This window comes from Shimazuella sp. NTD250, assembly GCF_059510375.1.
This window is the reverse complement of sequence record NZ_JCAJZS010000003.1, coordinates 41139-68093: the sequence shown is the minus strand read 5'-3', so window position 1 is coordinate 68093 and position 26955 is coordinate 41139. Positions and strand designations below refer to the sequence as shown.

34 protein-coding genes are annotated in these 26955 nt (G+C 38.3%); 6 read left to right on the top strand and 28 right to left on the bottom strand.

Annotated elements, in window-relative coordinates:
• Positions 1–79: 79 nt before the first annotated feature.
• The 13 genes from AC5WOF_RS08405 to AC5WOF_RS08345 all read right to left on the bottom strand — a co-directional run bounded on the left by AC5WOF_RS08405 (position 80) and on the right by AC5WOF_RS08345 (position 12127).
• Entirely contained in the window at positions 80–1831 is a 1752-nt protein-coding gene (locus AC5WOF_RS08405; protein WP_496049515.1) for a peptidoglycan D,D-transpeptidase FtsI family protein, read from the bottom strand.
• Between the two features lie 40 nt (positions 1832–1871).
• Positions 1872–2225: a hypothetical protein gene (locus tag AC5WOF_RS08400; protein WP_496049514.1), complete on the bottom strand. Its 354-nt coding sequence runs from the start codon at positions 2223–2225 to the stop codon at positions 1872–1874.
• Positions 2218–2424 carry a hypothetical protein gene (locus tag AC5WOF_RS08395; RefSeq protein WP_496049513.1) on the bottom strand — a complete coding sequence of 69 codons (207 nt, stop codon included), beginning with the start codon at positions 2422–2424 and terminating at the stop codon, positions 2218–2220. The genes AC5WOF_RS08400 and AC5WOF_RS08395 overlap by 8 nt, the downstream gene beginning before the upstream one ends.
• 109 nt (positions 2425–2533) lie before the next feature.
• Positions 2534–3466: a 16S rRNA (cytosine(1402)-N(4))-methyltransferase RsmH gene (gene rsmH / locus AC5WOF_RS08390; protein WP_496049512.1), complete on the bottom strand. Its 933-nt coding sequence runs from the start codon at positions 3464–3466 to the stop codon at positions 2534–2536.
• Between the two features lie 15 nt (positions 3467–3481).
• A complete protein-coding gene (gene mraZ, locus AC5WOF_RS08385; RefSeq protein WP_496049511.1) occupies positions 3482–3913 on the bottom strand; it encodes a division/cell wall cluster transcriptional repressor MraZ in 432 nt (143 codons plus the stop codon).
• Positions 3914–4133: 220 nt separating this feature from the next.
• The gene (locus AC5WOF_RS08380) at positions 4134–5393 is read right to left on the bottom strand and encodes an adenosylhomocysteinase (RefSeq protein WP_496049952.1); all 1260 of its coding nucleotides are present in this window, start codon (positions 5391–5393) and stop codon (positions 4134–4136) included.
• Positions 5394–5422: 29 nt separating this feature from the next.
• Positions 5423–7009, bottom strand: a complete 1587-nt coding sequence (gene bshC / locus AC5WOF_RS08375; RefSeq protein WP_496049510.1) for a bacillithiol biosynthesis cysteine-adding enzyme BshC — start codon at positions 7007–7009, stop codon at positions 5423–5425.
• Positions 7010–7069: 60 nt separating this feature from the next.
• Positions 7070–7981 carry a ketopantoate reductase family protein gene (locus AC5WOF_RS08370; RefSeq protein ID WP_496049509.1) on the bottom strand — a complete coding sequence of 304 codons (912 nt, stop codon included), beginning with the start codon at positions 7979–7981 and terminating at the stop codon, positions 7070–7072.
• Positions 7982–7987: 6 nt separating this feature from the next.
• Positions 7988–9490, bottom strand: coding sequence for an acyl-CoA carboxylase subunit beta (locus AC5WOF_RS08365; protein WP_496049508.1), 1503 nt, complete (start codon positions 9488–9490; stop codon positions 7988–7990).
• A gap of 5 nt (positions 9491–9495) precedes the next feature.
• Positions 9496–10269 carry an enoyl-CoA hydratase-related protein gene (locus AC5WOF_RS08360; protein ID WP_496049507.1) on the bottom strand — a complete coding sequence of 258 codons (774 nt, stop codon included), beginning with the start codon at positions 10267–10269 and terminating at the stop codon, positions 9496–9498.
• Positions 10266–11165: a hydroxymethylglutaryl-CoA lyase gene (locus AC5WOF_RS08355; RefSeq protein WP_496049506.1), complete on the bottom strand. Its 900-nt coding sequence runs from the start codon at positions 11163–11165 to the stop codon at positions 10266–10268. The genes AC5WOF_RS08360 and AC5WOF_RS08355 overlap by 4 nt, the downstream gene beginning before the upstream one ends.
• Positions 11162–11383 (bottom strand): biotin/lipoyl-containing protein, encoded by a 222-nt coding sequence (locus AC5WOF_RS08350; RefSeq protein ID WP_496049505.1) that lies wholly within the window; start codon positions 11381–11383, stop codon positions 11162–11164. The genes AC5WOF_RS08355 and AC5WOF_RS08350 overlap by 4 nt, the downstream gene beginning before the upstream one ends.
• A gap of 153 nt (positions 11384–11536) precedes the next feature.
• Positions 11537–12127, bottom strand: a complete 591-nt coding sequence (locus AC5WOF_RS08345; RefSeq protein ID WP_496049504.1) for an RsfA family transcriptional regulator — start codon at positions 12125–12127, stop codon at positions 11537–11539.
• Between the two features lie 321 nt (positions 12128–12448).
• Between AC5WOF_RS08345 and AC5WOF_RS08340 the strand changes: the two genes are divergently transcribed.
• A complete protein-coding gene (locus tag AC5WOF_RS08340) occupies positions 12449–12664 on the top strand; it encodes a DUF2626 family protein (RefSeq protein WP_496049951.1) in 216 nt (71 codons plus the stop codon).
• Positions 12665–12706: 42 nt separating this feature from the next.
• Here the strand turns inward: AC5WOF_RS08340 and AC5WOF_RS08335 are convergent, their stop codons facing one another.
• From AC5WOF_RS08335 to AC5WOF_RS08310, 6 genes are read right to left on the bottom strand one after another with little or no spacing between them, the layout of a single operon-like run.
• Positions 12707–13771, bottom strand: coding sequence for a class I SAM-dependent methyltransferase (locus AC5WOF_RS08335; RefSeq protein ID WP_496049503.1), 1065 nt, complete (start codon positions 13769–13771; stop codon positions 12707–12709).
• Positions 13747–14067 (bottom strand): rhodanese-like domain-containing protein, encoded by a 321-nt coding sequence (locus tag AC5WOF_RS08330; protein ID WP_496049502.1) that lies wholly within the window; start codon positions 14065–14067, stop codon positions 13747–13749. The genes AC5WOF_RS08335 and AC5WOF_RS08330 overlap by 25 nt, the downstream gene beginning before the upstream one ends.
• Before the next feature lie 17 nt (positions 14068–14084).
• On the bottom strand, positions 14085–14609 hold the full coding sequence (gene resA, locus AC5WOF_RS08325; protein ID WP_496049501.1) for a thiol-disulfide oxidoreductase ResA: 525 nt from the start codon (positions 14607–14609) through the stop codon (positions 14085–14087).
• A 17-nt stretch (positions 14610–14626) separates the two neighbouring features.
• Positions 14627–15346 (bottom strand): cytochrome c biogenesis CcdA family protein, encoded by a 720-nt coding sequence (locus AC5WOF_RS08320; protein ID WP_496049500.1) that lies wholly within the window; start codon positions 15344–15346, stop codon positions 14627–14629.
• An 18-nt stretch (positions 15347–15364) separates the two neighbouring features.
• Positions 15365–15925, bottom strand: a complete 561-nt coding sequence (locus AC5WOF_RS08315) for a TlpA family protein disulfide reductase (RefSeq protein WP_496049499.1) — start codon at positions 15923–15925, stop codon at positions 15365–15367.
• A 15-nt stretch (positions 15926–15940) separates the two neighbouring features.
• A complete protein-coding gene (locus tag AC5WOF_RS08310; RefSeq protein ID WP_496049498.1) occupies positions 15941–16567 on the bottom strand; it encodes an MBL fold metallo-hydrolase in 627 nt (208 codons plus the stop codon).
• 57 nt (positions 16568–16624) lie between these two features.
• Between AC5WOF_RS08310 and AC5WOF_RS08305 the strand changes: the two genes are divergently transcribed.
• Complete coding sequence (locus AC5WOF_RS08305; RefSeq protein WP_496049497.1) at positions 16625–17140, top strand: YhcN/YlaJ family sporulation lipoprotein; 516 nt, start codon at positions 16625–16627, stop codon at positions 17138–17140.
• A 238-nt stretch (positions 17141–17378) separates the two neighbouring features.
• Positions 17379–18131 (top strand): M15 family metallopeptidase, encoded by a 753-nt coding sequence (locus AC5WOF_RS08300; RefSeq protein WP_496049496.1) that lies wholly within the window; start codon positions 17379–17381, stop codon positions 18129–18131.
• A 27-nt stretch (positions 18132–18158) separates the two neighbouring features.
• Here the strand turns inward: AC5WOF_RS08300 and AC5WOF_RS08295 are convergent, their stop codons facing one another.
• From AC5WOF_RS08295 to AC5WOF_RS08270, 6 genes are all read right to left on the bottom strand, one after another.
• Positions 18159–18734 (bottom strand): hypothetical protein, encoded by a 576-nt coding sequence (locus tag AC5WOF_RS08295; protein ID WP_496049495.1) that lies wholly within the window; start codon positions 18732–18734, stop codon positions 18159–18161.
• Positions 18735–18931: 197 nt separating this feature from the next.
• Positions 18932–19240: a magnetosome magnetite crystal formation protein family gene (locus AC5WOF_RS08290; RefSeq protein WP_496049494.1), complete on the bottom strand. Its 309-nt coding sequence runs from the start codon at positions 19238–19240 to the stop codon at positions 18932–18934.
• 416 nt (positions 19241–19656) lie between these two features.
• Positions 19657–19935 carry a hypothetical protein gene (locus AC5WOF_RS08285; protein WP_496049493.1) on the bottom strand — a complete coding sequence of 93 codons (279 nt, stop codon included), beginning with the start codon at positions 19933–19935 and terminating at the stop codon, positions 19657–19659.
• Positions 19936–19958: 23 nt separating this feature from the next.
• Complete coding sequence (locus AC5WOF_RS08280; RefSeq protein ID WP_496049492.1) at positions 19959–20225, bottom strand: YlaH-like family protein; 267 nt, start codon at positions 20223–20225, stop codon at positions 19959–19961.
• A gap of 49 nt (positions 20226–20274) precedes the next feature.
• Positions 20275–21000 (bottom strand): glycerophosphodiester phosphodiesterase, encoded by a 726-nt coding sequence (locus tag AC5WOF_RS08275; protein WP_496049491.1) that lies wholly within the window; start codon positions 20998–21000, stop codon positions 20275–20277.
• Between the two features lie 117 nt (positions 21001–21117).
• Entirely contained in the window at positions 21118–21309 is a 192-nt protein-coding gene (locus AC5WOF_RS08270) for a YkzI domain-containing protein (RefSeq protein ID WP_496049490.1), read from the bottom strand.
• Positions 21310–21544: 235 nt separating this feature from the next.
• On the opposite strand from AC5WOF_RS08270, the gene AC5WOF_RS08265 reads away from it, so the two are divergent.
• Positions 21545–22171 carry a YktB family protein gene (locus AC5WOF_RS08265; RefSeq protein WP_496049489.1) on the top strand — a complete coding sequence of 209 codons (627 nt, stop codon included), beginning with the start codon at positions 21545–21547 and terminating at the stop codon, positions 22169–22171.
• A 101-nt stretch (positions 22172–22272) separates the two neighbouring features.
• A complete protein-coding gene (locus AC5WOF_RS08260; RefSeq protein WP_496049488.1) occupies positions 22273–23763 on the top strand; it encodes an aminotransferase class I/II-fold pyridoxal phosphate-dependent enzyme in 1491 nt (496 codons plus the stop codon).
• A gap of 98 nt (positions 23764–23861) precedes the next feature.
• On the opposite strand, the gene AC5WOF_RS08255 is transcribed toward AC5WOF_RS08260, so the two are convergent.
• Positions 23862–23975, bottom strand: a complete 114-nt coding sequence (locus tag AC5WOF_RS08255) for a GapA-binding peptide SR1P (protein ID WP_240873783.1) — start codon at positions 23973–23975, stop codon at positions 23862–23864.
• Between the two features lie 80 nt (positions 23976–24055).
• On the bottom strand, positions 24056–24493 hold the full coding sequence (locus tag AC5WOF_RS08250; protein ID WP_496049487.1) for a hypothetical protein: 438 nt from the start codon (positions 24491–24493) through the stop codon (positions 24056–24058).
• Between the two features lie 109 nt (positions 24494–24602).
• Between AC5WOF_RS08250 and AC5WOF_RS08245 the strand changes: the two genes are divergently transcribed.
• Complete coding sequence (locus tag AC5WOF_RS08245; protein WP_496049486.1) at positions 24603–24995, top strand: DUF1885 family protein; 393 nt, start codon at positions 24603–24605, stop codon at positions 24993–24995.
• 575 nt (positions 24996–25570) lie between these two features.
• On the opposite strand, the gene AC5WOF_RS08240 is transcribed toward AC5WOF_RS08245, so the two are convergent.
• Positions 25571–26911 carry a D-alanyl-D-alanine carboxypeptidase family protein gene (locus AC5WOF_RS08240; RefSeq protein ID WP_496049485.1) on the bottom strand — a complete coding sequence of 447 codons (1341 nt, stop codon included), beginning with the start codon at positions 26909–26911 and terminating at the stop codon, positions 25571–25573.
• Positions 26912–26955 lie beyond the last annotated feature (44 nt).

Here is a 26955-nt window from a genome sequence, read left to right as displayed (position 1 = left end):
GATCAACATATATAAATTTTATCTTATCTACATGATGTGGCTATGCGTTTGTCTATGATTGAAAACCAAGACACATCCCTTAGTTTTCTTCACTTGCTACATGGCGTATCGGTAATATTTTTTCTAAAATTTCACTGGCAACAGGTGCTGCAATTGCTCCGCCTGACATGCTGGAAAAATTCGTAGTCGGCCTATCAAAAGCCACATATATTACCACATCTGGATGGCTAGAGGGAGCAAATCCGATAAAGGATACAATATATTCATTTGGAATATATCCCCCTTTTGGATCAGGAATCTGTGCTGTTCCTGTTTTACCTGCAACTTCATAATTAGACAAATTAGCAGCTTTTGCTGTTCCATTTTGAACTACTCCACGTAAAATTTGCCTTACTTTTGTCGCTGTTTGTGGTTCTATAATTTGACGCTTCGTGATAGGATATTGATACACTTCTTTCTTGGTTCGTGGGTCCACTATTTCTTTTAATACATGGGGCTTGATCCAATAACCATTATTAGCAATAGCAGAGATCGCCGCTATTTGTTGAATAGGAGTAACAGAGATACCTTGTCCAAATGAACTAGCAGCTAACTCTACGGGATACAAGGCGCGATTATAGTAATATCCTTTACCTTCAGCAGGTAAGTCAATCCCTGTTCTTTTTCCAAACTTTTCAGTGATACTACCAAATCCAAAACGGCGGATATAATCAGACAGTTTTTCTGCTCCAAGTTGTTGACCTAGATGGATAAATCCTACATTACTTGATAATTCTACAGCACGTTGATATGTAATGGTTCCCCAACCACTGCGATTGGAGTCGTGAAAAGTTCGATCTCCAACTTTAATAGAACCAGAAGCAAACGTTGCATTAGGCTTAAATAACTTTTCATTTATGCTTGCAGCTAGTGTAACAATTTTAAAAGTAGAACCTGGTTCATATTGACTTTCAACGGCAATATTATGTCCGTTTTTAGCTGGATCAAAAGTCTTTGCTATATTTTGGGGATCAAATGTTGGCCTGCTTACCATCGACAATATTTCGCCTGTTTTAGGATCTGCTACAATTGCAGTAGCACCTTTTGCCTGATATTTTTTCATTGCTTCGTTCATTGCTACTTCTGTTTCATGTTGTATTTTAGCATCAATTGTTAAGATTAAATCTTTTCCATTTACAGGCGGTTTAAAAGTCTCTGGTCCATCTGAAATCATCATTCCATTTTTGGCTTTATGATATTTAATTGTTCCATCAACACCACGAAGCCATTTATCATAGACTTGCTCTACACCACCAACAGCATCACCATTGCTATTTAAAAAGCCTAATACATGCGCTAACTCTGAACTATTATACTCTCTCATTTCTGTGGGATATCCATATATACCAGCAATTTTACCTTTTTTCTTCAAAGCAAAAATTTTGCTGTATATAGAAGGGGAATATTTCCCTTTCCCTTCATACTTGATTTCAACAGCCTTTTTTTTAAGGGATAGCTTCTCTTCTAACACCCTAACCGGTATTTCCAATAGTGGAGATAATATTTTCGCTGTTTGAGAAACATCCTTAATCTGACTTGGATCAGCAACAAAATAATAACCCGGTACTTCCCATGTATAAGCTTCTTGCTTGGTTCGATCATAGATGGAACCACGCTTAGCATGCAAGATGGAGTTAGAATTTTCCCACCGCTTCTCTGCCATTGCTAATAATTCTTTTGAATCAAACGTTTGAATCCACAATAATCGTATTAATACACAGCTTAGTAGCACCATAAGTGTGAATCCAATCATGACGGAACGAACTTTATTTTTCTTCTCCGATTGCTGCATACCAGTGCCACCATTCTATTTTGACAAATTGTACGCCTATCTAAGGGTGAATAGAGGGAATGATTTGCAAGCCGTTTTGCTCCGCAAACTGACGAATATATTCTAAACTACTTCTTTTCATTTTTTCAGAGTCTAGCTGGGTATTCAATTCTTTCACTTTGTTGATTCTCGACTCCGTTTGTTGGATAGATACATCTAGTTGCGTTAATTCAGCATATCGAGTCAATACAAAGATAGCAGCCATAATACATATAAGTGTACTTACTAAATATAGAACTTTCTCACTGGCTGGAAGACCTTTGATTACTCTTCTTGATCTTGGTTGAGTGCGAGTCTTAGGTGTAGATACTGGTAATTGATAGGCTAACGAGGTATTCCCTTGTTTTTTACGCACAATGATCCCCCTCTACTCTTCGCTCAAATCCTTTACACAACTCTCGAATGATGTATTTTTTGAAACTCCACAAGGCTAAAGTCGTGGGATTCATTTGAATATCAACCCTTCGACCAGTTAGACCAATCGACCCATGTTCGTCTATTTTTCTTTTTGCTGCAATGATCCTTCTTTTATCTAACACCACTGTATACTTCATGACCGTTTTACCATCTCTTCTATTCTCTCTTTTTGTCTTCCATTGACCCAATTTCTTCTTTTGACTTTTTCATCTATCTTTTCATTTATTTGAATTCTTTTTTTGGCCCCTATAATTTCTCTGCTACTCGTAACTTTGCTGACCTAGCACGAGCATTAATTTCTATTTCATCATTCGTAGGAACGATGGGTTTTCTTGTTATGATGGTGAGAACTGGTTCATGACCACAAACGCAAACAGGAAAATGTTTGGGACAGATACAACCAACCGCTTGTTCTTGAAAAAAATGTTTGCAAATTCTATCTTCCAAAGAATGGAAGGAAATCACCGCTACTTTCCCACCTGTTCGAAGTAGAGGTACCACTTGTTGCAAAGCGTCCTCAAACACTCCAAGTTCGTTGTTCACTGCAATACGTATAGCTTGAAATGACCTTCGTGCTGGATGAGGTCCTTTTCTCCTTGTTGCTGCTGGTATTGCTTCTTTGATAATTTCCGCTAACTCAATCGTTCTTTCAATCGGTTTGTGTATCCGATGTTGCACAATATGACGGGAAATTCTCCTAGAAAATTTCTCCTCACCATACTGAAATAAAATACGACTAAGTTCTTCTTCGGAATATTCATTGACCACTTGATAAGCAGTTAACTCTTGTTCTTGATCCATACGCATATCCAGTGGTGCATCTTCATGATAGCTAAATCCTCTCTCCCCTTCATCCAACTGAGGAGAGGAAACACCTAGATCGAATAACACACCATCTACTTGGTCGATACCATATGACTTTACTACTTCTTGTACATATTGAAAATTAGCCTTATGTAAAATCACTTTGCAGGAAGCTTGGCTTAATTTTTGTTTTGCTGCTTCTAGTGCTCGATTATCTTGATCCAAACCAATGAGTGTGCCATTTGGTCCCAATCTTTTTACGATCAAGCTACTATGGCCTGCGCCGCCTAGGGTGCAATCTACATATACACCATCTGATTTAATGTTCAGTGCATCTACGGATTCATTTAACAATACTGTGATGTGTTGAAACAATGCTTGATCATCCTTTTACAAGTCAAAGTCGACAATACTTTCTGCAATTTCATTGAACGACTCTTCCGATTTTGCATAGTAGCTTTCCCAAATCGATCGATCCCAAATCTCAACCCTGGAAGAAACTCCAAGGACGACACATTCTTTTGTGAGATTGGCAAAGGTTCGCAAGTTTGATGGTAATACAATTCTGCCTTGCTTGTCCAAATCAACTTCACAAGCGCCCGAAAAGAAAAACCGGGTAAAGGCACGTGCATCTGCTTTGGTAAAGGGAAGGGCTTTTAATTTCTGTTCTAGTTGTGTCCATTCTTCTCGAGGGTAAGCAAAAATACATTGATCCAGTCCCCTAGTTAGGACAAAAGAGGAGCCGAGATTTTCTCGAAATTTTGCTGGGACAATCATTCTTCCCTTATCATCCACACTGTGATGAAACTCCCCCATAAACATGCCAATGTGACCCTCCTGATCTACTCATAAAATGACCAGTTTTATGAGTTTTTTCTGCTTATCCCTCACCTCTTACTCTCAGTTGAATGAATAAGTGGAACCATAGCTCTCCACTTCCCTCCACTTTCCTCCACAATGGTAAGTATACCACAATCCATACAAAAAATCCTGCACTTGTGTACAGGATTTGAACAAAATTATCTTATTTTGGAAAATATGATTAAACTTCCCAGCTATTGAGATATTCTGTTTGTTCTGGAGTTAATTCATCAATCTGAATTCCTAATGATTCCAAGAAATGACGTGATACTTGTTCATCAATTTCATAAGGAACATCAATCACATGCGCTCCAATTTTTTCATTGGATTGATTCAAATAAAGAAGGCTTGACACTTGCAGCGCAAAGGTCATATCCATTATTTCAGCTGGATGACCATCACCTGCTGCAAGGTTTACTAAACGCCCTTCGGCTAGTAAATTGATTTTGCGTCCATCTGCTAACAGATATTGGGTGATATCTTTCCTCACTACTTCTTCTTTTACAGACATTTCTTCAAGTGCTACTATATCGATTTCGATGTCAAAATGACCAGCATTTGCTAAAATTGCTCCATCTTTCATCACTTCGTAATGATTCCGGCTAATAACCGCCCTGTTACCCGTAACGGTGACAAAGAAATCACCTTGCTTTGCTGCTTCCACCATTGGTAAAACAGTAAAACCTTCCATATGAGCTTCTGTAGCTTTGATGGCATCCACTTCCACGACAATTACACGAGCACCCAGCCCTTTTGCACGCATTGCGACACCTTTTCCACACCATCCATAACCAATTACTACTACAGTCTTCCCTGCAACCACTAGGTTGGTGGTACGATTGATTCCATCCCAAACAGATTGACCAGTGCCATAGCGGTTATCAAATAGCGATTTAGAAAATGCATCGTTTACTGCAATCATTGGAAACTTTAATTGCCCTGATTTTTCTAATGACAATAAGCGTTTAATTCCTGTAGTAGTCTCTTCACATCCACCTTGTACTTGTTCTAGTAAATCTGGACGTTCACTATGTAAAATAGTCACTAAATCTGCGCCATCATCGATGATAAGATCAGGTTTTGTTTCCAGTGTCATAATAAAATGAGACTTATACTCTTCTGGTGTTGGATTATAACGGGCAAATACCGTTACTCCTTCTGAAACCAAAGCGGCACAAATGTCATCTTGAGTAGAGAGAGGGTTGCTTCCGGTAATGACAACTTCAGCACCAGCATCCCGAATCAATTCTGCCATGCAAGCTGTCTTTGCTTCTAAATGAAGGGAAATAGCTACTCGTTTTCCTGTAAGCGGTTTTTCTAAGATTACCCGTTCTCTGATTCTATTTAAAACAGGCATATGATCTTTTGCCCAATTGATCTTCTGTCTCCCACTTGGAGCTAAAGAGATATCTTTTATTACACTGTCTGTTAGAGCATTCATTTGACGTTTCACTCCTTGTTTTTTTCTACCTATAGAAATAGCACTTGGTGAGTATTCCATTCGGGTAACTCTTGTTTACATAACATATGGAGCCAATCTAATCCATAGTTATTCCAAAAATAAACAAGGTTATAACTCCTTTCTTGAAATCCCTCCAGTGGATAAATCGCATTTACAACCTGCCTCTGTTGCCGAAGTGTTACTTCTAATTGCGTATCAATTACACGATGTGCTTTTTGTTTCAACCAACTCACATGATTTTGTAATTTTTTTGCTGTACTCTCTCCCATTTGCTCCATATTACCGCCTACCGTCTGGGTAAGTTCTTGAAGAAATGGTGTGTATAGCTCTTCTAATCGATGGGATAATTCCGCAAATTGCTGCTCTACATTAGGTGGTTGATTAGTCTGTTTCCATAACTCTATCAAGGATTGTCCTTTGCCTGTAAATAAAGTTTCCCAATCTACTCCCCAATTTTCTCGATATTTTTCAATCGAACGCTCTACAATTGTAACATTTTGTCTAGGATAAACAATGGGCATCTGCAAACCGAATACAGAAAAAGCTTCTTTTAAACAACCCCAGTAATCTATTTCTGTTGCTCCTCCAACAAATGCGAGAACTGGAAATACCATCTCCTGCATCAGTGGCCGAGTTACTACGTTGTTACTGAATCTGTTATGTTTTTCATGTAGATCCTCTATTTTATACTGAAAAAAATGATTACGACTTGTAAATTGATTTCCTTCTCGATAAAGTGCAACCCTTTGTCCGTTTTCTTCAATAAATAAATGGGCTTGGTTATCTTCCAATTGTAGAGGGGACGGACTCCCTCCTTCTTCCCATTTTTGAATCCCTCGATTCACCGCATCGCCCAGCATAGCGTTCTTTTCGATCATTTTGCGGAAGTAATCTACCTCTAGTTCCCGCAGCAGCGTATCATGTGAATCAATTAACAGTAAACCATATTCTGCAAATAAGTAGTGAAGGATTTTGGCAAAAAATCTAGTCCATGTGATAGGTTCTTGTGTTAATTGCTCACAAAGAGTCACCCAATCTGCTTTATATGGGCGGTCCGCAATTGCTTGATGTAGTTCATCTAACCATTGATGAACGATATGTGGTTCGATTGTAATAGTCGACACAGATGCTTTTTTCGTATCTTGCAAAGGGAAGGAATGTTTCACCATACCTGTTCCTTCTGGCATAAAAACATGGTCTACTTCTTGTCGATCATGATCTTCTCCTGCAATCCAAAAAACAGGTATTACAGGTTTTTGTAGTCGTTCTTCTTCTCGTTTTGCTAATTGAATAATCGTGATTACTTTATAAATCGTATATAACGGTCCTGTTAATATTCCTGCTTGTTGGCCCCCGATAACAACAACACTATCAGGTGATGACAATCGATCTAGATTTATTTCGACAGCTGGATGCACTAATTCAGGATGATGATAATTCCGAAGAACTTCTACCAACTGGTCTCGTTTGTATTTTTGATTGGTTACATAGCGATAACGCTCAAAGTAGCTTTCGTCTTGGGTTGGATCATAATGGTAAAACAATGTTTTTTGTTGGAGTTTTTCATTAGGAATCAAAAACTTTTCTATTTTCAATTTCCGCCAGCCCTTCTTCCAGATGCTACTTACTTATCATAAGTAAAGTATACCACATGCTTAAAACAACATACTTTTTGCTTTTATCAACTCAGTCAAAGCAACATGAGTAGGAACAGCTAAACGAAGTTGGTCAGCATACGAAACTACTATTCCATTGAGAGAATCGATTTCTGTCTGTCGTTTATTTCGAATATCTTGAAGCATCGAAGATAAGTTCTTTGACGTCATAAAGCAAACTTCGCTCACTTGATGATAAATCTCTGTTTGATTAAGGTAAAAACCTTTTTCATCTGCTACTAAACATAATTCTTTAATTAGTTGTTTGATAATCGTCTGTATCTCTAACTCCATCAATTTTCCATTTGGTACTTCCAAAAGAGCAGTCAAAGGGTTGATCACTACATTTATTGCAAATTTTCGCCACATATTTTTTTCAATATCCTCAACCCACTCTATCCCTATAGTTTGCATGAGAGAAAGAAAAAGTGGATCCATTGTTTCTGTTTGATTCTGATTTACACTCCCTAATCGAACATAGCCATTCCCTGTATGATGGACATGATTTACTGATATTTTTCTCGCACCTTCGGTTGTTACAACCGCATAGCAATTTGAATAGGAGCAGGCTCGTAATTTTTCAACATGCCCCAAACCATTTTGCCATGCTACTATATGCGTTTGTTCATGGATAAAAGATGGGATAATAGAAAGTACTCGATTTAATGCTGGCTGTTTGGTCATCAGAAACAGCACATCAAAACCAGCAGAATGATTGAATTGATCAATCCATTCTGCTGTAACCCAATATTTGATTTCTTGATCATTTAGAGTGGTTAGAATTACACCATCTCGCCTGATCATTTCAGCTTGTTGCTCAGATTTACAAATCAGGGTCACGTCTGCATACTCATTTAAACGAGCAGCCCATAAAAGTCCAAGTGACCCTCCTCCAATTATACCAATTTTCATTTGAACTCACACCGGATAAATAGGATGTTTTCGTCTACTGAAATTCATTTGTTTTTCACTATATAGATCATACCTTTTTGCTAACTCATTACGCAAATCTTCAGGGTCCACCATGACATCCACAATCAATTCACTAGCTAGCCGATAGATATGAATATCTTCCTGATACGCCTTTCTTTTCATTTGAATAAAAGAATCTCGATCTTCTGGATCTAAAGCTTGAATCTGATTATGATATACAGCATTCACTGCTGCTTCTGGACCCATCACCGCAATTTGAGCAGTTGGCAGTGCAATACAACAATCTGGTTCGAACGCTGGGCCTGCCATCGCATATAAACCAGCTCCGTATGCTTTCCGAACGATCACCGATATTTTAGGAACAGTTGCTTCTGCCATAGCTGCGATCATTTTGGCTCCATGACGAATAATACCTGCTCTCTCTACTTGTGTACCAATCATAAATCCGGGTACATCCACTAAAAAGAGTAATGGTATCTGATACGCATCACACAATGTAATAAATCGTGCTGCTTTATCAGCAGAATCTCCAAATAAAACGCCTCCTTTTGTTTTTGATTGGTTGGCAATGATCCCGATCGACTTTCCCTCAAGACGTGCAAACATCGTAATTAATTCTTGGGCAAAAAGTTCTTTGAGTTCCAACATCGAATCCTTATCGACCAATGCATCTATTACTTCTTTCATATCAAATGGAACATTTTGTTCGTGTGGAATAAGCTCACTAATCTTATCAGCAATGGGACTGGTACAATAATCGACTTGTACTGGTTTTTGCAAATAAGAAAAGTAGGTTTTCGCAATCAAAATGGCATCATCTTCATTTTTTGCTAAAAAATCTCCACAACCACTGACGGAGCAATGCATTCGTGCTCCTCCCATCTGTTCCAAAGAAACCTGCTGTCCAATTACCATCTCAGCCATTCTTGGGGAGCCTAGATACATACTGGCGTTTTTGTCTACCATAATAACAACATCACAAAAAGCTGGAATATAAGCCCCTCCAGCAGCTGATGGGCCAAATAAGAGGCAAATCTGTGGGATTACACCTGATAACTTGACTTGATTATAAAATATTTTTCCGGCTCCACGTCTCCCAGGAAACATCTCGAGTTGATCTGTTATGCGTGCTCCAGCAGAATCAACCAAATAAAAAAGAGGAGTGTTTAATTTTTCTGCTGTTTCTTGGATACGAATGATTTTTTCAACTGTTCTTTTCCCCCAAGAACCGGCCTTTACTGTTGAGTCATTAGCCATCACACAAACCGTAGTGCCTTTTATTTTTCCTATCCCGGTGATCACCCCATCAGCAGGCAATCCTTCCTCCATTGAATTAGCTAACAATCCATCCTCGACAAAAGAATTTTCATCCAATAACCGTGCCAAGCGTTCTCGAGCAAACAATTTATCTTGTTCAGCCAATTTCTGATGATATTTAGGATGACCTCCATTTTGTAGTCGCTCGTTTTTGTCAGTAAGTTCACTCATTTCTATCACTCTCCTCGAAACCGCGGCTTTCTCTTCTCTTGAAATGCTGATAATCCTTCTAGACGATCTTTTGTAGGGATCAGATGCTCATAGGCATAAGCTTCTTTTTCCATCGCTAAACCTATTTCTAGGAGATAACCTTCCTCAATCGCCAATTTCGCTTGCCAAACAGCCAATGGTGCATTTTGGGCAATCTCCTCAGCCATATGAAATGCCTCATTCAAAGCTTCTCCTGACATAGTCACTTTTCCGATAATTCCCAGCTTGTATGCTGTTTCCGCAGATATCCGTTTAGCAGTATAGATGAGCTCTTTTGCAGCAGTTATACCAGCTATCCTACTTAGACGTTGTGTCCCACCTGCTCCAGGAATAATTCCTAGTGAAGTTTCAGGTAAGGCAAATACTGCATTTTGGGCAGCAATTCGAAAATCACAAGCAAGGGCTAATTCCATTCCACCCCCGAATGCTACCCCCTCAATTGCAGCAATGACAGGACAGTAGAGAGATTCAATTTGAAAAAAGGTTTGGCGAATCAAAGTGAGATACTTCCTTACCTCATCTTCGCTCATTGTCTGACGTTCTTTTAAATCTGCTCCTGCACAAAAAGCTTTTTCTCCTGTACTTGTGATGATCACTACCCTCGTTTTCTCTTTCTCGATTTCGTCTAGATATTGACTTAGTTGTCGCAATAATGGTCGGTTAAGTGCATGATGTACTTCTGGACGTTGAAGTTGAAGTATCGTGATAAATCCACATTGTTCCCTCTTGATCCAAGTCATCCTTCATTCCCACCTTTGCCAAGATACTGCTGTAATACTTTTGAAGGAAGCTCTTTTCCTAGAACACTTTGTAACCAATGGGCTGTTTCACACAGAATATTTAAATCAATTCCGGTTTCGATCCCTAAACCATGTAATAAGGTTATTACTTCCTCTGTTGCCACATTTCCAGATGCCCCTGGTGCATAAGGACATCCTCCTATTCCTCCTATTGAACTATCGAAGGTTGTAACACCATTTTCTAACGCCACATAAGTATTGACCAATGCAAGTCCTCTCGTATCATGAAAATGCATGGCTAACTTACCAGAAAAAGAAGGTTGCAGTGATTGGAGTACTTGCTTCACTTGTTTTGGAACTGCAATACCGATCGTATCTCCAAGGGAAATTTCGTACACCCCTAAATCTAACAAAGAAGAACATAAGTTTTCTACAACTGATAAAGGAACCTCTCCTTCATAAGGACATCCAAAAACACAAGATATATAGCCTCTTACAGGCAATGCATATATTTTAGCTTTTTGTACAATTTGTGCGATTTGATCGACAGCAGACTTTGTGGTAGCGTTTACATTTTTGAGATTGTGCGTCTCGCTTGCTGATACAAAAACAGCTATTTCTGTCAAAGGCGGGATCTTTACGCGCTCCATTCCTCTGAGATTAGGAACTAAAGCTCGATAGCTGATCTTTTTATTGGTGGTTAGTTTTGGTACCAATTGATCTGCATCTGCTAATTGGGGAATCCATCTGGGATGGACAAATGAAGTTACTTCTATATTTGTGAGATTGGCAGCGATAAGCCTGTTAATCAATTCGAATTTCAAGTCAGTTGATAGCAGTTTAGTTTCATTTTGCAATCCATCTCTAGGCCCTACCTCTACTATCTTCACATTCATGCCAATTCTTCCAGTTCAATTAATACTTCTCCTTCATTGACAAAATCGCTTTCTTTCACATGGACCGCTGTAACTTTTCCGGAGACAGCACTTTCTACTGGAATTAACATTTTCATGGACTCTAATACAATCACTTCTTGGCCTTTTTGGATTTCTTCACCGATGGAAACCAGTATCTTCGAAACAATCCCTACGATCGTCGCTTCTACTTTTGCCATCTTAAAAAACCCCTTTCCATTTGCCAATCATTTCTAAAAAATATTCAGTTTGGACAAAATATATTTCCCCTCTATCGTATCAAATTTCCTCGGGCAGCGTCGATTCTTTTAAAATAAAAAACTGCCGACTCGGTTTGTCAGCAGTACATAAAGTTATTTCGGTTCTTTTTCTAAATCTTCGTTTCTTGCAGCTAATTTCCTCGCTCTATCCATAATTTGCACCAATGTGCGATAATCTTCATTTACCAACTGGTAATCTGACTCTACCTCATTCAATTGTTCTTTCATCACTTTATTTTCCTGTTCCAAACGCCTTAGCTCATCTTCTCTTTCATATAACTCTTGTTCCAGTTGTTTTTGTTGTTTCTTTAATTCCCCTACTTCATTTTTATGCTGACGTAAAAATCGGATAACATGATCTAGTGAATATTCATCCTCATATGATTCCAATGTTGGAGTATTATCTACCCGAACACTACTAAGAGTTATAGGAGTTGTATAACGTACCCTTTCTTGCCCACGTCGTTGACGTTCTGTCTTCGCTACTTGTATTGCTGAATCATAATTTTTACGAACAGAACTATTCCAACGAAAACCACAAGCTGCTGGAGTTCTTCCCAATCGCTCTGCTACTTCTTCAAATGCAGATAATTGTGTACCGCCATCACGAATATGTCGCAAGGTTACTTCAGCTAATACCATATCATCTTCAGATGACCAAGCATCTTGACGCTTTACAGCCATATTCAAACCTCCTATTCTAAGCAATATTTTTGACTGTTTTATCCTATGCTTAAAAACCGAACAATAGTATATCTCTATCCTTTTTATATCCTCAAATTGCTAGAACTATACGTTTTATGGGGATTTACAAATATATTTTTTCAAGAATGATGCAAAATAATATGTAAAAAGAGTTATGTTAGTAACTAGTGCCATAACACTACTTGAACCAAATTTCTGAACTGGGTATAATAAAGATTGCTTGAGCGGAAGCTCTTCATAACGGTAATTATTTCTTGACTCATCTTGATCTATTTGAAAGGCTGTGGTTTTGTGGATCGCATGTTTCGTGTACTCGGTTTTTGGGCCTTAGCAATCGCTTTGATGTTTATTGCTGGCCATATGTACACTCAAGCAGGACTCTTCATCTTCCAAGCCATCTTGTTTGTAGTGCTTGGTTACCAACGTTTCACTGAAAAAACTTACATGTACTTATTTGGTAGTTACATGCTAATCTCTTTCTGTGGTATGGTTGCATACGCAACTTTTGTTTATTAAAACTAAAAGAACCCTTTGCAGTTTAGGGTTCTTTTTTCTCCTCTATTTTTTTTGTATGAGAACATGAAAATGCTCTCCCATCCCGAGCATAAGCTGTTTGATTGCATTTCGATAGAGCGGATTGGTGTAAGATAATATTCCTGCAACTTGTAAAAACTTCGCTTGGGTTCCATAAAAACTAGCAGTTAAACCAACTTCTTCTCCCCAATTCATTAGGTCTTCAAAATTGACATGGGCTGTGATATCCACTACGCCTAATTTTTGATAGGCATCAAACACATGTTGATGATTTTGGTAAAACCGTACAGTTCCGTCTAAATATCGAATACCACGCAGTTCCCTAGATAACCCACCATAATCCAGTGTCCAAATCATCCCAGACTCCAAGTTATTTGCAACTTCTTGTATCCAAGATTTAGCGAGAAGATTCACTTCTATCTGTTGTTCTTCTACTAGATCATCCTTAACGGAGTCTACATATTGCACTAATGCTTTCTCCGACAGCTCCCCATATACTTCTACAAAAGTTCCATTTTGCTCAGAAACATAAATCTCCCACCACTTTCCTTTTTTCCAAATCAGGCGGTGTACTGGAAAGGCATCGATTAATTCATGTTGATAGACAATGGTAAAGGGAGCATGAGGTATTTCCTTCCACTGATGAACCCACTTGACGTCATAAGGTATATCCTTCATCCTTTTTTGCTGCAAAGATCGATGATAATTACTTTTCTCTAATGCAAACACAACAACCGCTGATTTTGGGACGGATTTTTGATGAAATTGATTTGCGATCTGCTCCATCAATCTGCCGTCGCCTCCTCCTACTTCAACCAATTGAAGAGGATCGGATGGCTTGGATTCTTGCCAATATTGCAAAAAATAATCCGCCAAAACACGTCCGAATAGCTTACTAACATGAACATTGGTAAAAAAATCGCCCGTTTTCCCTAATTTGGGAATGGGCTTCATGTAATAACCATAAGAGGAATGATATAAAGCAAGTTCCATCATTTTTGCAAAAGGTAATTGTTGATGAGAAGTTTGTCGCAAATGGCTGCGAATCACTTGCGACATCCCCTCTATCTGTGTAGACGACCAGTCCACTCCAATAAGCCTCCTTCGAGATTATACAGCTTTTCAAATCCCTGTTCGGAGAGTATTTGGGCTGCAATCTGACTGCGCATCCCACTTCGACAGATCAATAAAATATTTTCATTTTTATGAGGAAGTAATTCTTCATAGCGTACTTCCATTTCATCGTATGGGATATGGATGGAATTTTCTACATGTGCATCCTCATATTCTTCTTTGGTGCGAACATCCACAAAAACATAATTATGTTTTTCCTCTTCAAACTTTTTTCCAAAAACAGATGCAGGTATATGTTGGTATTTTTCCATAATGATCACTCCATATTCTAAGATGTTATTTGATCAATAAGTTGTTGCAATTGACTCAATTGCAGGGGACCTTCCACTCTCTTTACAATTTCACCATCTCGATTGATAAAAAAAGAACTAGGAATTGGTCCGATCTTGTATTGTTTTACTACTTCCCTATCTTTATCCATCCAGATGGGGAAAGTAAGTCCCATTTGTTTAGCAAAATTACTCACAGGTAACTCATTCTCACGGATATTAACTGAAACAACTTCAAATCCGCGGTTTTTATTTATGATGTAAGCTTGTTGAATCGCTGGCATTTCTGTCTTACAAGGTGGGCACCAAGTCCCCCAGAAGTTAAGCATAATTGCTTTGCCTTTTAGTTCCGAGAGGCTTCTTTGTTTCCCATCGAGTGTAGTAAGGGTGAAATCTGGAGCTTTATCACCTTCTACTGGTTTTCCACCCGTATCCGTAGAAACCTGGTAGATTGCATATCCTACCAATCCAATTAAGCAAAGCAGCAATATCCTTCTCACCCAATATCTCGTCTGTTTCTTCATGTCTATTCCCCTTCAGACTAAAACCCGGTAAAACCTCCGGTAAGATTGGTAAACCAAGTGATAATGGTGGTCATTTGATTGGTATATAAAATAATACCAAATAAAATCAACAGTCCTCCTCCAACCTTCATGACTTGGTTTGAATATTTGAGTATCCATTTGGTTCGTCCAATAAAAAAGGCCATTATGAAAAAAGGAATTGCAAATCCGAGCACATACATAGTGATATACAAAAAGCCAATCCCTAACTGTGCCTTAATGGTAATAATAGCGAGCACAGAAGCGAGTATTGGTCCAAGACAAGGTGTCCAACCAGCCGCAAAACTGATACCAATCAGCATAGAACTGAGATAACCAAGACCTTGTTTGGACACATCCCATTTCTTTTCACGCATCATAAATTTTGGCTCAATAATCCCAGTGAGAAATAAACCCATAAAAATCAACAAGACGCCACCGAGCATACGTATCAAATCTTTATAATTTACAAATGATTGGCCAATCCAAGAAAAAGTAAAACCTAACGCATAGAAAACAAGGGAAAAACCAAGTAAAAAGAAGAAGGTGTGGATCATCGTTAACTTTGTAAGATGTGTAGAGCGACCTTCTTCTTTTAACTGTGAGACAGAAACCCCAGTTATGTATGACAAATAGGAAGGATAGAGCGGCAGACAGCAAGGTGAAACAAATGACAGCATTCCTGCTGCAAATGCTAACCAGATTGTTACTTGTTCCATGATGAAAATTTATCCTCTCTACGATAACACATCATCTAGAATATCTTGCAGTTCTTCTTTACTCATTTCACCAACGACTTTATGTGTTATCATTCCAGTTGAATCGATGACAAAGGTAGTTGGAACACCAAGCAATTGATAGTGATCTGTTCCAATTGTCTGGCCATCTTCATTTTCTTGATCCAAAATAACGGGATAAGTATATTTGTACTGTTTCATAAATTTTTTGATGTTTGGTATGGTGTCTTGTGAAGTCTCATTTACCATTCGAAAATTTATTTGATCTTTGTGTTCTTGGTATGCCGTTTCTAAAAAAGGCATTTCATTTTTACATGGATCACACCATGATGCCCAAAAATTGATAATCGTAGGTTTACCATTGGTTTGATACAGTTCCACTTGCTTACCATCTAGCGTTTTTAGTTTAAAGTTTGGTGCACAGTTTTTCACTTCAATTCCGATATCTCCTTTGCAGTTTGCATATTGGACTACCGGTTTTTGATTTGCGGAAGCATCGTATACAGCATAAATTACTGCAATGAGCAGAACAAATATAAGTAAAGTGCGAATCAACTTCAACAGGCTTCCTCCTTCTTAGGAAAAAAACGGATTGGTATTTCGTTCATGACCAATCGTCGTTGATGGACCATGTCCTGGATGGACTACAACTTCATCTGCTAGTGTAAACAATTGAGTTTCAATGGACTGAATCAATGTTGTATAATTCCCATCTCGAAGATCCGTACGTCCAATCGCTCCATTGAACAAAGCATCCCCTGAAATGACCTTATCTCCAACAAAAAGGGAAATACTACCGGGTGAATGACCTGGTGTAAACAATACTTTAAAGTTTCTCCCCATAAAGGAAAGGGTTTCTCCACCTTTAACCACTGTATCTGCAGGTTCAAATGACATGAGCTCTGCTCCAGCTAATGCAGCTGAACCATTAAGAACAGGATCACAAAGCCAAGCTTGTTCGTTTTCATGTACAATAACAGGAGCACTCGTAAGTTTTTTTAATATTCCTAATCCGCCAATATGATCAAAGTGTGTATGCGTTAAACAGATCGCTTCTATGATTAGATCCAATTGCATAATTCGATCCGTTAAAACTGTTGGGTTCATCCCTGGATCGATTACAACGCCTTTTTTACTCGTTTCATCATAAAGCAGATAGCTATTAGTCGCAATAGGTCCTAATACATATTTTTCCACCTGCATGAAGAACTCTCCTTTGAGCAAACTAAAGGATAACTGACAGAAAGGAGTTATCCATAGATGATTGCTTTTATTCGTTTGATTGGTATATTTAGTTTGACCGCAGGGCTTTTATTTGGATGCGCGCAACAAAAATCCGCTCCAAATAAAGTCACACCCAAAACTCAAAAGATTTCTTATACCCAACGGGTAAAACAAACTGTTCCCGCCCCTCAGTATAACAAATCTTCCCGGAATGTTTCCAATCGACTTGAACAAATCGCTAAGCATGTGCCTCATGTAAAAGATGCAACTGCTGTTTCGGTTGGAAAATACTCGATTGTCGGTCTTGATCTAGAAGCAAATTTGGATCGAGGTAGAGTTGGGACAGTGAAATACTCTGTCGCCGAGGCTTTACGCAAGGACCCTGTTGGTGCAAAAGCTCTCGTTACTGCTGATACTGATTTAGTACAACGTATTAAAAACGTAGCTAAAGATGTACGTCAAGGTAAACCTATTTCTGGGGCCTTACAAGAATTAGCAGCTATTGCGGAACGAATTACACCACAACCTACTAAAGTAGTCCCTAAAAAATAAGATAACCTTCTGATTCGCAAAAAAGTCATTCTTAAATAGAATGGCTTTTTTATTTTTTATTGAAAACTTCTCATTTCCTCTATATTTACCATTTGATTTATTCCCTCTTTTTCTTTACCATAAATATATTAAATAGGTGTCTGTTGAAATCTAAACATTTTATGTTTTTGCTTATCAACCACGCTACCTACTCCTATCGCATAATTTAAAATCACACCTACATTAGGAGAATCACATAATGAGAAAGCAATTTGCAATCTGCATGACCTTTTGTCTGATTTCTCTGGTATCGTTTGGATGTACCAATCAAGCAGAACCTTCCAAACTAAAAGTTACACCGGAATCGACAGTAGTACAAACGAACCAGCAATCGAGTAACACCAAGGTTCCAACTCCCAAACAGTTACAAATAGTAACTCAACCTGACAATATCTCTGTGTTGGTAAACAAATACAATAAATTACCAGAAACTTTCAACCCAAAAGATTTGATTTTCCCAAAAATACCCTTTCTTGCAAGTGCTGCTACCGAAAAACGCAAACTACGCAAAGAAGCAGCGATTCAGCTAGAAAAAATGGTGAAAGATGCAAAAAAGGATAATATTTTTCTCAAAGGAGTTTCTGGATATCGCTCCTATCAAACACAAAAAGCACTCTTCAATAATTATGTAAGTCGTGATGGATATAACAAAGCAAGAACTTACAGCGCAATCCCCGGAACAAGTGAACATGAAACAGGTCTTTCCATCGATATGACAGGTAACGATGGAACATGTGCAGCAGAAGATTGTTTTGCTAAAAAACCAGAGGCAAAATGGTTAGCAGAACACGTACAAGAATATGGGTTTATTATCCGCTATCCCAAAGGCAAAGAAGCAATTACTGGATATAAATACGAACCTTGGCACATACGCTATGTTGGAGCAAAAATAGCAAAAGAGATCACCCAAAAAAAGATTACTTTAGAGGAATATTATGAAACAACATCCTAAAATAAATAAGAATAGCAACAACATTCGTTAAGAATAGTTGTTGTTTTTTTGTGCCATATAAGATGGTATCTCTGTAAGTTCAAAAACGTCTAAATCTGGAAAAACCCTCTGCTGGTATTCCAATAGCAAATGCTTTAAATGAAAGAGTGAGATGATAAGACTTTCTTCAAGTGACAAGGAAATCGCAACTTTATATTTTTCACTCCAATCTCTCGGCCAAGGAAGTAAGATAATTGCATCGAGGTGAGCAATAGCAGGTGAGCAATTAGCAAGAAATGGATTCACTGTTCCTTCTGGAACCCCATAAAATTGTAGGGGTTCAATCTCTCTCGGATTAAATGTATGACTTCGAATTCGTTTCAGATTTAATAAATGAGCTGCTTCTTTATGCAGAGAACGATGAATTCGAAAATCAGCAACACCCGTCCAAAGAACAAGTTTATTTGTAGTATTATCTGCCAACTTACATGTGATTGTTTTTTGTACAAGGCATCCTTTTGGTAATACTGCTTGAGTTTCGGCTGCACTTCTCGTCGGTTGATGAAAGAAAGTGGTCGATGGGATATTTACAAGTTTACAAAGATTCACTAAATCTGCTTCCATATCTTGTTCCTCCATTGTCTATCATCTGCTCTGATAAGATCCACATTATAAAAATCAAAATTCCGAATGATGTTATTTGCAGTATAACAGACAATTAAACAAACAAAATATAAAAACATTTTTTATATTAATATAATACGAATTCTAAAAAAAGAGAGGATAGAACTTCAGTTCCATCCTCTCTTTCCTTTGTACTTTTAATGAATAAACCATTTCACAATCGGATATTGGTATTGGCGATCTTGCAGGGCATAGATAATACCCATAATTGGACAAATAATTGCCATTAACCCGAAAATAATCAGGAATGGTACACCAATCAGAATGAAGGAGAAAAACCACGATACCGCAATCAATACTACCATGATCAAGTGAAAAAATATGGCTTGTAGGGAAATACGCTTCACAGATCGATCTTGGATGATAAAGAAGACAATACATGGGAGTAAGATTGGAGCAAACCATGTACTAGCATGCACCAAAATTTTTATACCCTTGTTATCCAATTTAACCTCTCCTTTTCTTATAGTTACCTCTATTTTATTGAAAAACAATCCATTTTGCTTGGGAGATAAGTTGTATTCTTCTCTACATCTTAAGTCGTATATACATTGTGAACCTCTCACGACTGAAGTCGCAAGGTGTTTTCGCCACAAAAATAAAAAGAGAGTAGTAACGGAAATGTTACTACTCTCTTTTTATAATGAAAAAATTTGGTGTATACTTAAGGATATATGACCTGTTTGCTCAGAAAGGAATTATTGATTCTGATGAAAGTAATTTGTATCCTTTGTGATGAACCTTTTGCACCTACTAAATCGCAAGCAAGAAAAATTATAAAACATCCCCATAAAATTCAGATCTGTGAAGCTTGTCATCATCGAATTTCGGCAAAAGTAAATATGCATCGTATCGAAAAAACTTAGTGACATTGATTATATTTGGGCTCTTCGGTTATATCTTTTAATAATTTTTCCGCTAACTCTCTAGGGAAAGAGATCATATGCTCTTCCCCTTTTTGATGATAAGAGACATGATATATCTGATCTTCTTTTTTCATCTCTACATTCATTATCTCATGATCTTCTTCCAGCATGGTTTGAAAAAAGTCTACTGTATCCTTTGCAGATACATCACTTGGTCTAGCTTCCCAGACGACTTTGATTTGCAGCCAATTAAACAGAGCATCTTTTTGTTGCACCTCTCAACACTCCCACTGTAACCCTATTTTACCTGTTTTTTACTATACCAGAGCCGAACACGTGTCACAACAATTATAGCTACTGTTATCAATAAAGCCTGAATCATAGGAAATTGTGCTAATTGCATAATCCAAAATAACACACACCCGATTGCTAATACAAAATAAACGACGAGCGATTTTAAAGGTGGTAATTTTCTAGCAAATGCTACCTTATAAATCACTACACTAAGGATCAAAATAATAAAGTATAACGTCCATGGAGGGACTACAGAAATCCAGCTGAACAATGTGAACGACACTCCCTTGTCTATCCAAAACTACTCCATCATTTCTACTCTAACATTCCATATCTGTGTGTTCAATTACTCGACGTAATCTGTCCGGATAATTGGTAATAATTGCTTCTATCCCGATCGATGCAAGTCGAAACATCTCTTTTTCTTCATTTACCGTGTAAGCTCTTACTGCCACACCATTCTTTTTACATGTATCATAGAGTTGCTGATCAATCGCAGAATAATGAAGGTGTAATTGATGGATATCCACAGCCTTGGCATACTTCCAAGGTTCATAGAGAACACAATCGAGAAGAAAGGCAATATTCCATGAGGGTCTGTACTTTTTTAACTCAAGTAAACATGGATGATAAAAAGAAGATATAATAACCCTTTGCTCCATCCCATAATACTCTACTAAATTTACTACCTCTTCTACCAGATTAGGATAGCGAATATATTGATTTTTCAACTCAATATTCACCATAATAGATGTATCGAAAAATAATTCCAAAACATCGGAGAGTTTTGGAACGGTTTCATTTGGCAAAGTGAGCAAAGAATTTTGAGAGATTTGATCATAAGATAATTGACTGATCCAACCTGTTCCAGAAGTCGTACGATCCAGCGTTTCATCATGGATAACTACTACTTCCCTATCAAGGGTAAGATGAACATCCAATTCAACTCCATCTACATTTGCCTCTCTCGCCATTTGAAAAGCCGTCATGCTATTTTCCATCGCTCTTCCCGAATAACCGCGGTGAGCAAAAATCTGAATAGCCATATATCCAATTCCCCCTTGTTTTGCCATTTGTTCAATATATGCCATAATGAGATTGTTATCTTCTTTTATAATAGGAAAAACCACTACTAATGGGAAGTAGCGGTTTTTTTTGGGTTTTTACAATGCTTCTAACATCAACATTTCATGGCGTATTTCTTGTAATCTTTTTTTACATTGATCTATTTTGTGTACGCTATTTTCTAGCATTGCTTCGTACAACAGGGACAGCTCATAATCCAATTCCATACGTAATACGGGAATTCGTTTCTCCGGATCTCGGCACTTGAAAGCTCGAATGACATCTTCCATGTAACCACTGCACCCCTTTTCTTTTTACTAACAAGTGGTAATGGAACCACTTGATAACAGGATGCCCCGAGCTCATTTGAAATAAACACATGGAGCCAGTCCTTTTTGGAGATTAAGTTAGTATATGAATGGATGGAAAGAAGGTAACGGTATTTGATGAGAAGAAAACAAGAAAATAGTAAAATTTAATTCTTTCAACATACTAAAGAAGATAAAAAGAAAGGATGGATGGATCATGACATTCCCTATTTTTACAGAACAGGATTTTCATGTGTTCGCGATTGATGGATTGGAGACAAGAATGGAGGCACTGCAAAGGGACATTCAACCGAAATTTTCCACAATTGGAGAACATGTCTCTGCCCATTTGACTAGCAAATTAGGAGATACCGTCTACACCCATATTGCAAGACATGCTAGAAGGACTGTAAATCCACCAGAAGAAACATGGGTCGCTTGGGCTACCAATAAACGAGGATACAAAGCACATCCTCATTTTCAATTAGGTTTACGGGATACATTTGTCTTTGCTTGGTTTGCGTTAATCTATGAATGTGAACAAAAGCAACAATTTGCAAACAACTTCTTGAAAAACGTACAAAAATACAGTAAACAAATACCAACAGACTTCTACATTTCTTTCGATCACACGATTCCGGACGTCACTCTAGTTAAAACATTGGATATAGAAAATTGGCAATCGATAATGCAACGGTTAGCCACCGTAAAGAAAGCGGAATTTCTCTGTGGTATGCTCATCCCCCGTAAAGAAGCGGTAAGTCTTAATGGCAATGTCCTCCAAAAGAACATAGAAAAGACGTTTGATCAGCTTTTGCCTCTTTATCATTTGTCGTTCGAATAAAAATACATAAATATCTTATAATTATCATTTACCTTCATGTGTATTTCTTGTACAATAGGCTTGTTTTGTGATTACGAGTAGAAAGCAGGGCCGAAAAAATAATGAAGCAGTCCAACCAGAATAACACCCCACTTTTTACCAAATTAAAAAAATATGCCAATTCCAATCCATTACCTTTTCATATACCTGGACATAAAAAAGGCCAAGGCATGGATAAAGAATTTCGTGAGTTTATGGGAATGAATGCTTTATCCATCGATTTAATAAATATTGAACCATTGGATGACTTACACCAGCCACAAGGAATCATTGAACAAGCACAGAAACTAGCAGCTGAAGCATTCGGCGCAGAACGAACTTTTTTTTCTGTGCAGGGAACAAGTGGGGCCATCATGGCGATGATCCTTGCCACTTGTAAACCTGGAGATAAAATTATCGTCCCACGCACTGTCCATAAATCGGTACTCTCTGCAATTGTATTTGCAGATTGCAACCCGATCTTTATTCACCCAGAGTTAGACCCGATGCTCGGAATCGCACATGGAATCACTCCGATGCAAGTTGCAGCAGCAATCGAACGGCATCCTGATGCTAAGGCAGTTTTGGTGATTAATCCTACTTATTTCGGCTTTACTAGTAACTTACGAGAAATTGTACGAGTTGCACATGCACACAACATTCCGGTTTTGGTAGATGAAGCACACGGGGTTCACACACATTTTCACTCCGAACTTCCTGTTTCAGCAATGGATGCTGGGGCAGATTTAGCAGCGACTAGTGTTCATAAACTTGGAGGGTCACTCACGCAAAGCTCCGTATTAAATATGCAAGGAAATTTGGTTGATCCTCAGCATATACAGGCAATAATGAGTATGCTGACAACCACTTCTACGTCTTATATCTTATTAGCTTCATTGGACACTGCTCGGAGGTATTTGGCCATTCATGGAGAAGCTGCACTGACTCGTACGCTGCAGTTAGCTAGAAAAGCACGCAAACAAATCAATCAGACTGCTGGACTTATCTGTGTAGGACGAGAATGGTTAGGCACGGAAGCTCGATATGACCTAGATGAAAGCAAACTATTGATCCATGTGGGGAAACTTGGCATCAGCGGGCATGAGGCTAGTGATTGGTTACGAGATCATCATCAGATTGAAGCAGAGATGAGCGATTTGTATAACATTCTCTGTCTGGTGACACTAGGGGATACAGAGGAAACCATTAGCGGTCTAATCAATGGGCTCCAAGACTTAGCAAATACTTTCGCAGGGAAAACGTGGGCGGAAAAAGAATCGATCTCACTGCCAGATATACCAGAACTCGTCCTCAACCCACGTACCGCATTTTACAGTGAATCCGAATCGATTCCCTTTCAACAAGCAGCTGGAAGGATTATCGCTGAGTTTATTTTTATGTATCCACCAGGAATCCCTATACTACTGCCAGGTGAACGGATTACCGAAGAAAACATCGCTTATATTGAGAAAAACAAAGCAGCGGGACTGATTGTCCAAGGAACCGAAGACCCATCAGTGGAAAATGTTCGTGTGATTCGTTCTCATTGGACAAGACGTGTGCACCGAGATTAAATTTACAGCAAAAAGCCAGATATCACATAGAGGATATCTGGCTTTTATTACTTCTGAAAAAAAGCCCACCAATGGGTGGACTAGTATAACCTATTTCTTTACTCTTGATGATCCTCATGACAATGATCACAAGTACCGTATAACGTACCTACTTTATCAGCTTCTTGAAAGGCAATAATTTCTTCACAGGTTTGGCAGACGATGGTTTCCATTTACCCATCTTCCTCTCCGTCATATTAGTATGTGCCTTTATTATATTTATGTTATACTATTTATGTCAATAGGCTATCATTTATTTATATTTCTGCAACTTATTTTCCAACAGAGATGCTATTTCACTAAAAAACGTGTAATCATCATCATCTACTCCATCCTTTGTATCTGTTGTGATGATGATCTCACCAATCAAATGATGGCCATAATAAAATGGAACACACAATTGGGTAAATGTGTTATCCGTATGAGATGATAAACCACCGCGTAGGGCTGCAATGCTCAGCACGGTTTCTCCAAATGGAATCTTCATCGGCAACATTTCTATTCCTTGATGAAATTGACGTTCAAAGTGATCTTCTTTGGTCAAGTAAATGGAAACGCTTTTATATTCATCCACTTGATCGTAGACAAGTTGACATACTGCCTCGTAAAAAACGGTATCATTTCCTTTCCAGCCATCTGCTACGGAACCAATTTCCGCCCGCAGATCATCAAACAAATCCGATTTATCCATAAACCCAACCCTTTCCTAACATTGCTAGCGGTTAGTGTATCATATTCAATTAAGTGGTACAATTCAGAGGAGTAAATGAATTCCCTTCAAGAAAGGATGGACAATCTTTTTGAAAAAAAGCGCTTACATTCGACGAACAGAAACGATTGAACTAGCAGATGTTCAAGACACGCTGAATTACTATCGAGAAATGACCCGCAACACTGGAAAACAGCTCGCTTGGGATTATGAAGCAGCCGCTTTCCCCTACACGATGGAAGCAAAGGAAACAGAGGGTACTAAATACTTACTTCTAACTGGAAATGATCCTCATCTAAACAACCATATGGTGATTGGAGTAGGACAAAAGGAAGACAATCAGCAATATTATGTACAAATCGTCCTACCAGAGGATGCTACTCATCACGATGTAGCCAAAGGAAACGAGTATGCAAAATTTATTGCTAAACAACTCAAAGGGGAATTGCAGTTGTTTAATGGACGAATCATGGCTTATTCCTAACTAAAAAGCGGAAATGTCTTCTGACATCCGCTTTTTTCTATGTTTTATAAATTTTTTTCTATTTCATTTGCAAGTGCGGGCCCGCATCCTTGGCTTGTTTAAGCTAGGACACGGGCTTTTGGTATCGCAGATGCGTTCATAGATACCTACCTACTTTCGCTGGTTGGGAATCGACCCCTGTTGCTTCGGGCCTTTGTAGTTGCAGAACGGGTGGTGTCCCTTGGTTCCAGGGCAATGATCCCACGGATGCAGAGGATCCTCTTCTGCAAACAGGTTCGGACCCGTCAGCTGGAGAATGCAGTCCTCGTCGTGGAACCGATCTCTGCACGCGCACTTCTGCTCGATCTCGTCGCTCAAGGGGATTCCCTTCAGTCGAGTAGGTCGTCCAAGGTAATGGACACTTTATTATACCATGACTTATATATAGATTTCCATTTTTCAAAAAATAACCCATGATGATTCCTCAAGATTTAGCAATATTGTTGATGATATCTTTTTGAAAGAATAAATCAGGTGTCCACTTATACAAAAAAGACCACTTACTATACAAAGTAAGCAGTCTCCTATTCAAAAGATTAACTTGCAATAAAATCAGAAATACGGTCTAAGATGTTCTCTTGTTTTACTGCATTTTTCGTCACCACTGGTATCGGTTTAAAACCTTCTATTTGATGCCCTTTATAATAAAGCTCTGCTGTTCCAACCACTGTACCTTTTTTCAATGGTGCTTTTAGATTACTTTTATATGTTACATGATAGCTGTAGTCATTTTTGCTTTTCGTCTGTATGGGAACGGGTATGTTGATATCTTGTGCAATAACAGAAATTTGTTTCTTCCCTTTTGCATTAGCAATTCGCACATAAACATGATTGGGAACAGATTGACCTGCCTTCAAAAAGGTTACCCGCTTAAATTGACTAAATCCGTAGTCATATAACTTTTTTGTCTCGATAAAGCGCTTGTCTTTGGATGTTGTTCCCATCACTACAGATAGAAAACGGGTTTGATCTCGCTTTACTGTACCAGCAAAACAGAAACCTGCCAACTGGGTAGAACCTGTTTTTATCCCTTGAACGCCTTTATATTCGTGTTTTAATCCTGGCAACATGCTATTCCAGTTATTAACCTTTTGTTCTCTTGAGGTTCCTGGATGGAACGTATAGGTTGCGATGGTAGTAAAGTCAAATATTTCTGGATGAACGGTTATTAGCATATTCGCTAACTGAACGGTATCTTCTGCCGACATCACATGCTGACCTTGGGTTTTGGGAGGATCAGGATAATCTTCTTGATTCAATCCAGAACAATTGAGAAAATGGGTATGTTTTAATCCCAAAACCTTTGCTTTTTGATTCATTAATTTGACAAATGCTTCTTCTGAACCTGCTATATGCTCTGCTAAAGCTACTGCTGCATCATTTGCAGATTGAACCATCAACCCAGTAAACAGTTCTTTAATTGTTATTTTTTCATTTTTTTGTAAATAAATTTGTGCTTCATTGATATCTTCGACTCGCTTACTGATCACCGCTTCGTCCATCCAATGAAGTTTTCCTTGTTTTATTTGGTCTAATACAATATAAGCTGTCATCATTTTCGTCATGCTCGCTGGTGGCCGTGGATCATGTTCACTTTTCTCCGCTAAGACGACACCAGATAGATAATCCTTTAAAAGATAGGCCTCTGCTTCAATATTTGGTTTTGTTTGACCTTGAGTTGTTTTGATATTGTCTGTCTCTTTTTCGGTATTACTTTTCAATAAAGACTGCTTTTCTTTGGGTGAATCTACAATTTCATCTTCAAAACTGAACTGTTTGGTAACGACTTTTGCCTGTGGTTGTGCAAAAGTACTGACAGGCAAAATCAGCAAAGAAAAGCTAATGGATAATAACAATATGGAACATATTTTCTTCATTCGATTACTCCTTCTTTCCACTACCTCTACTATGGTAGCGAAAA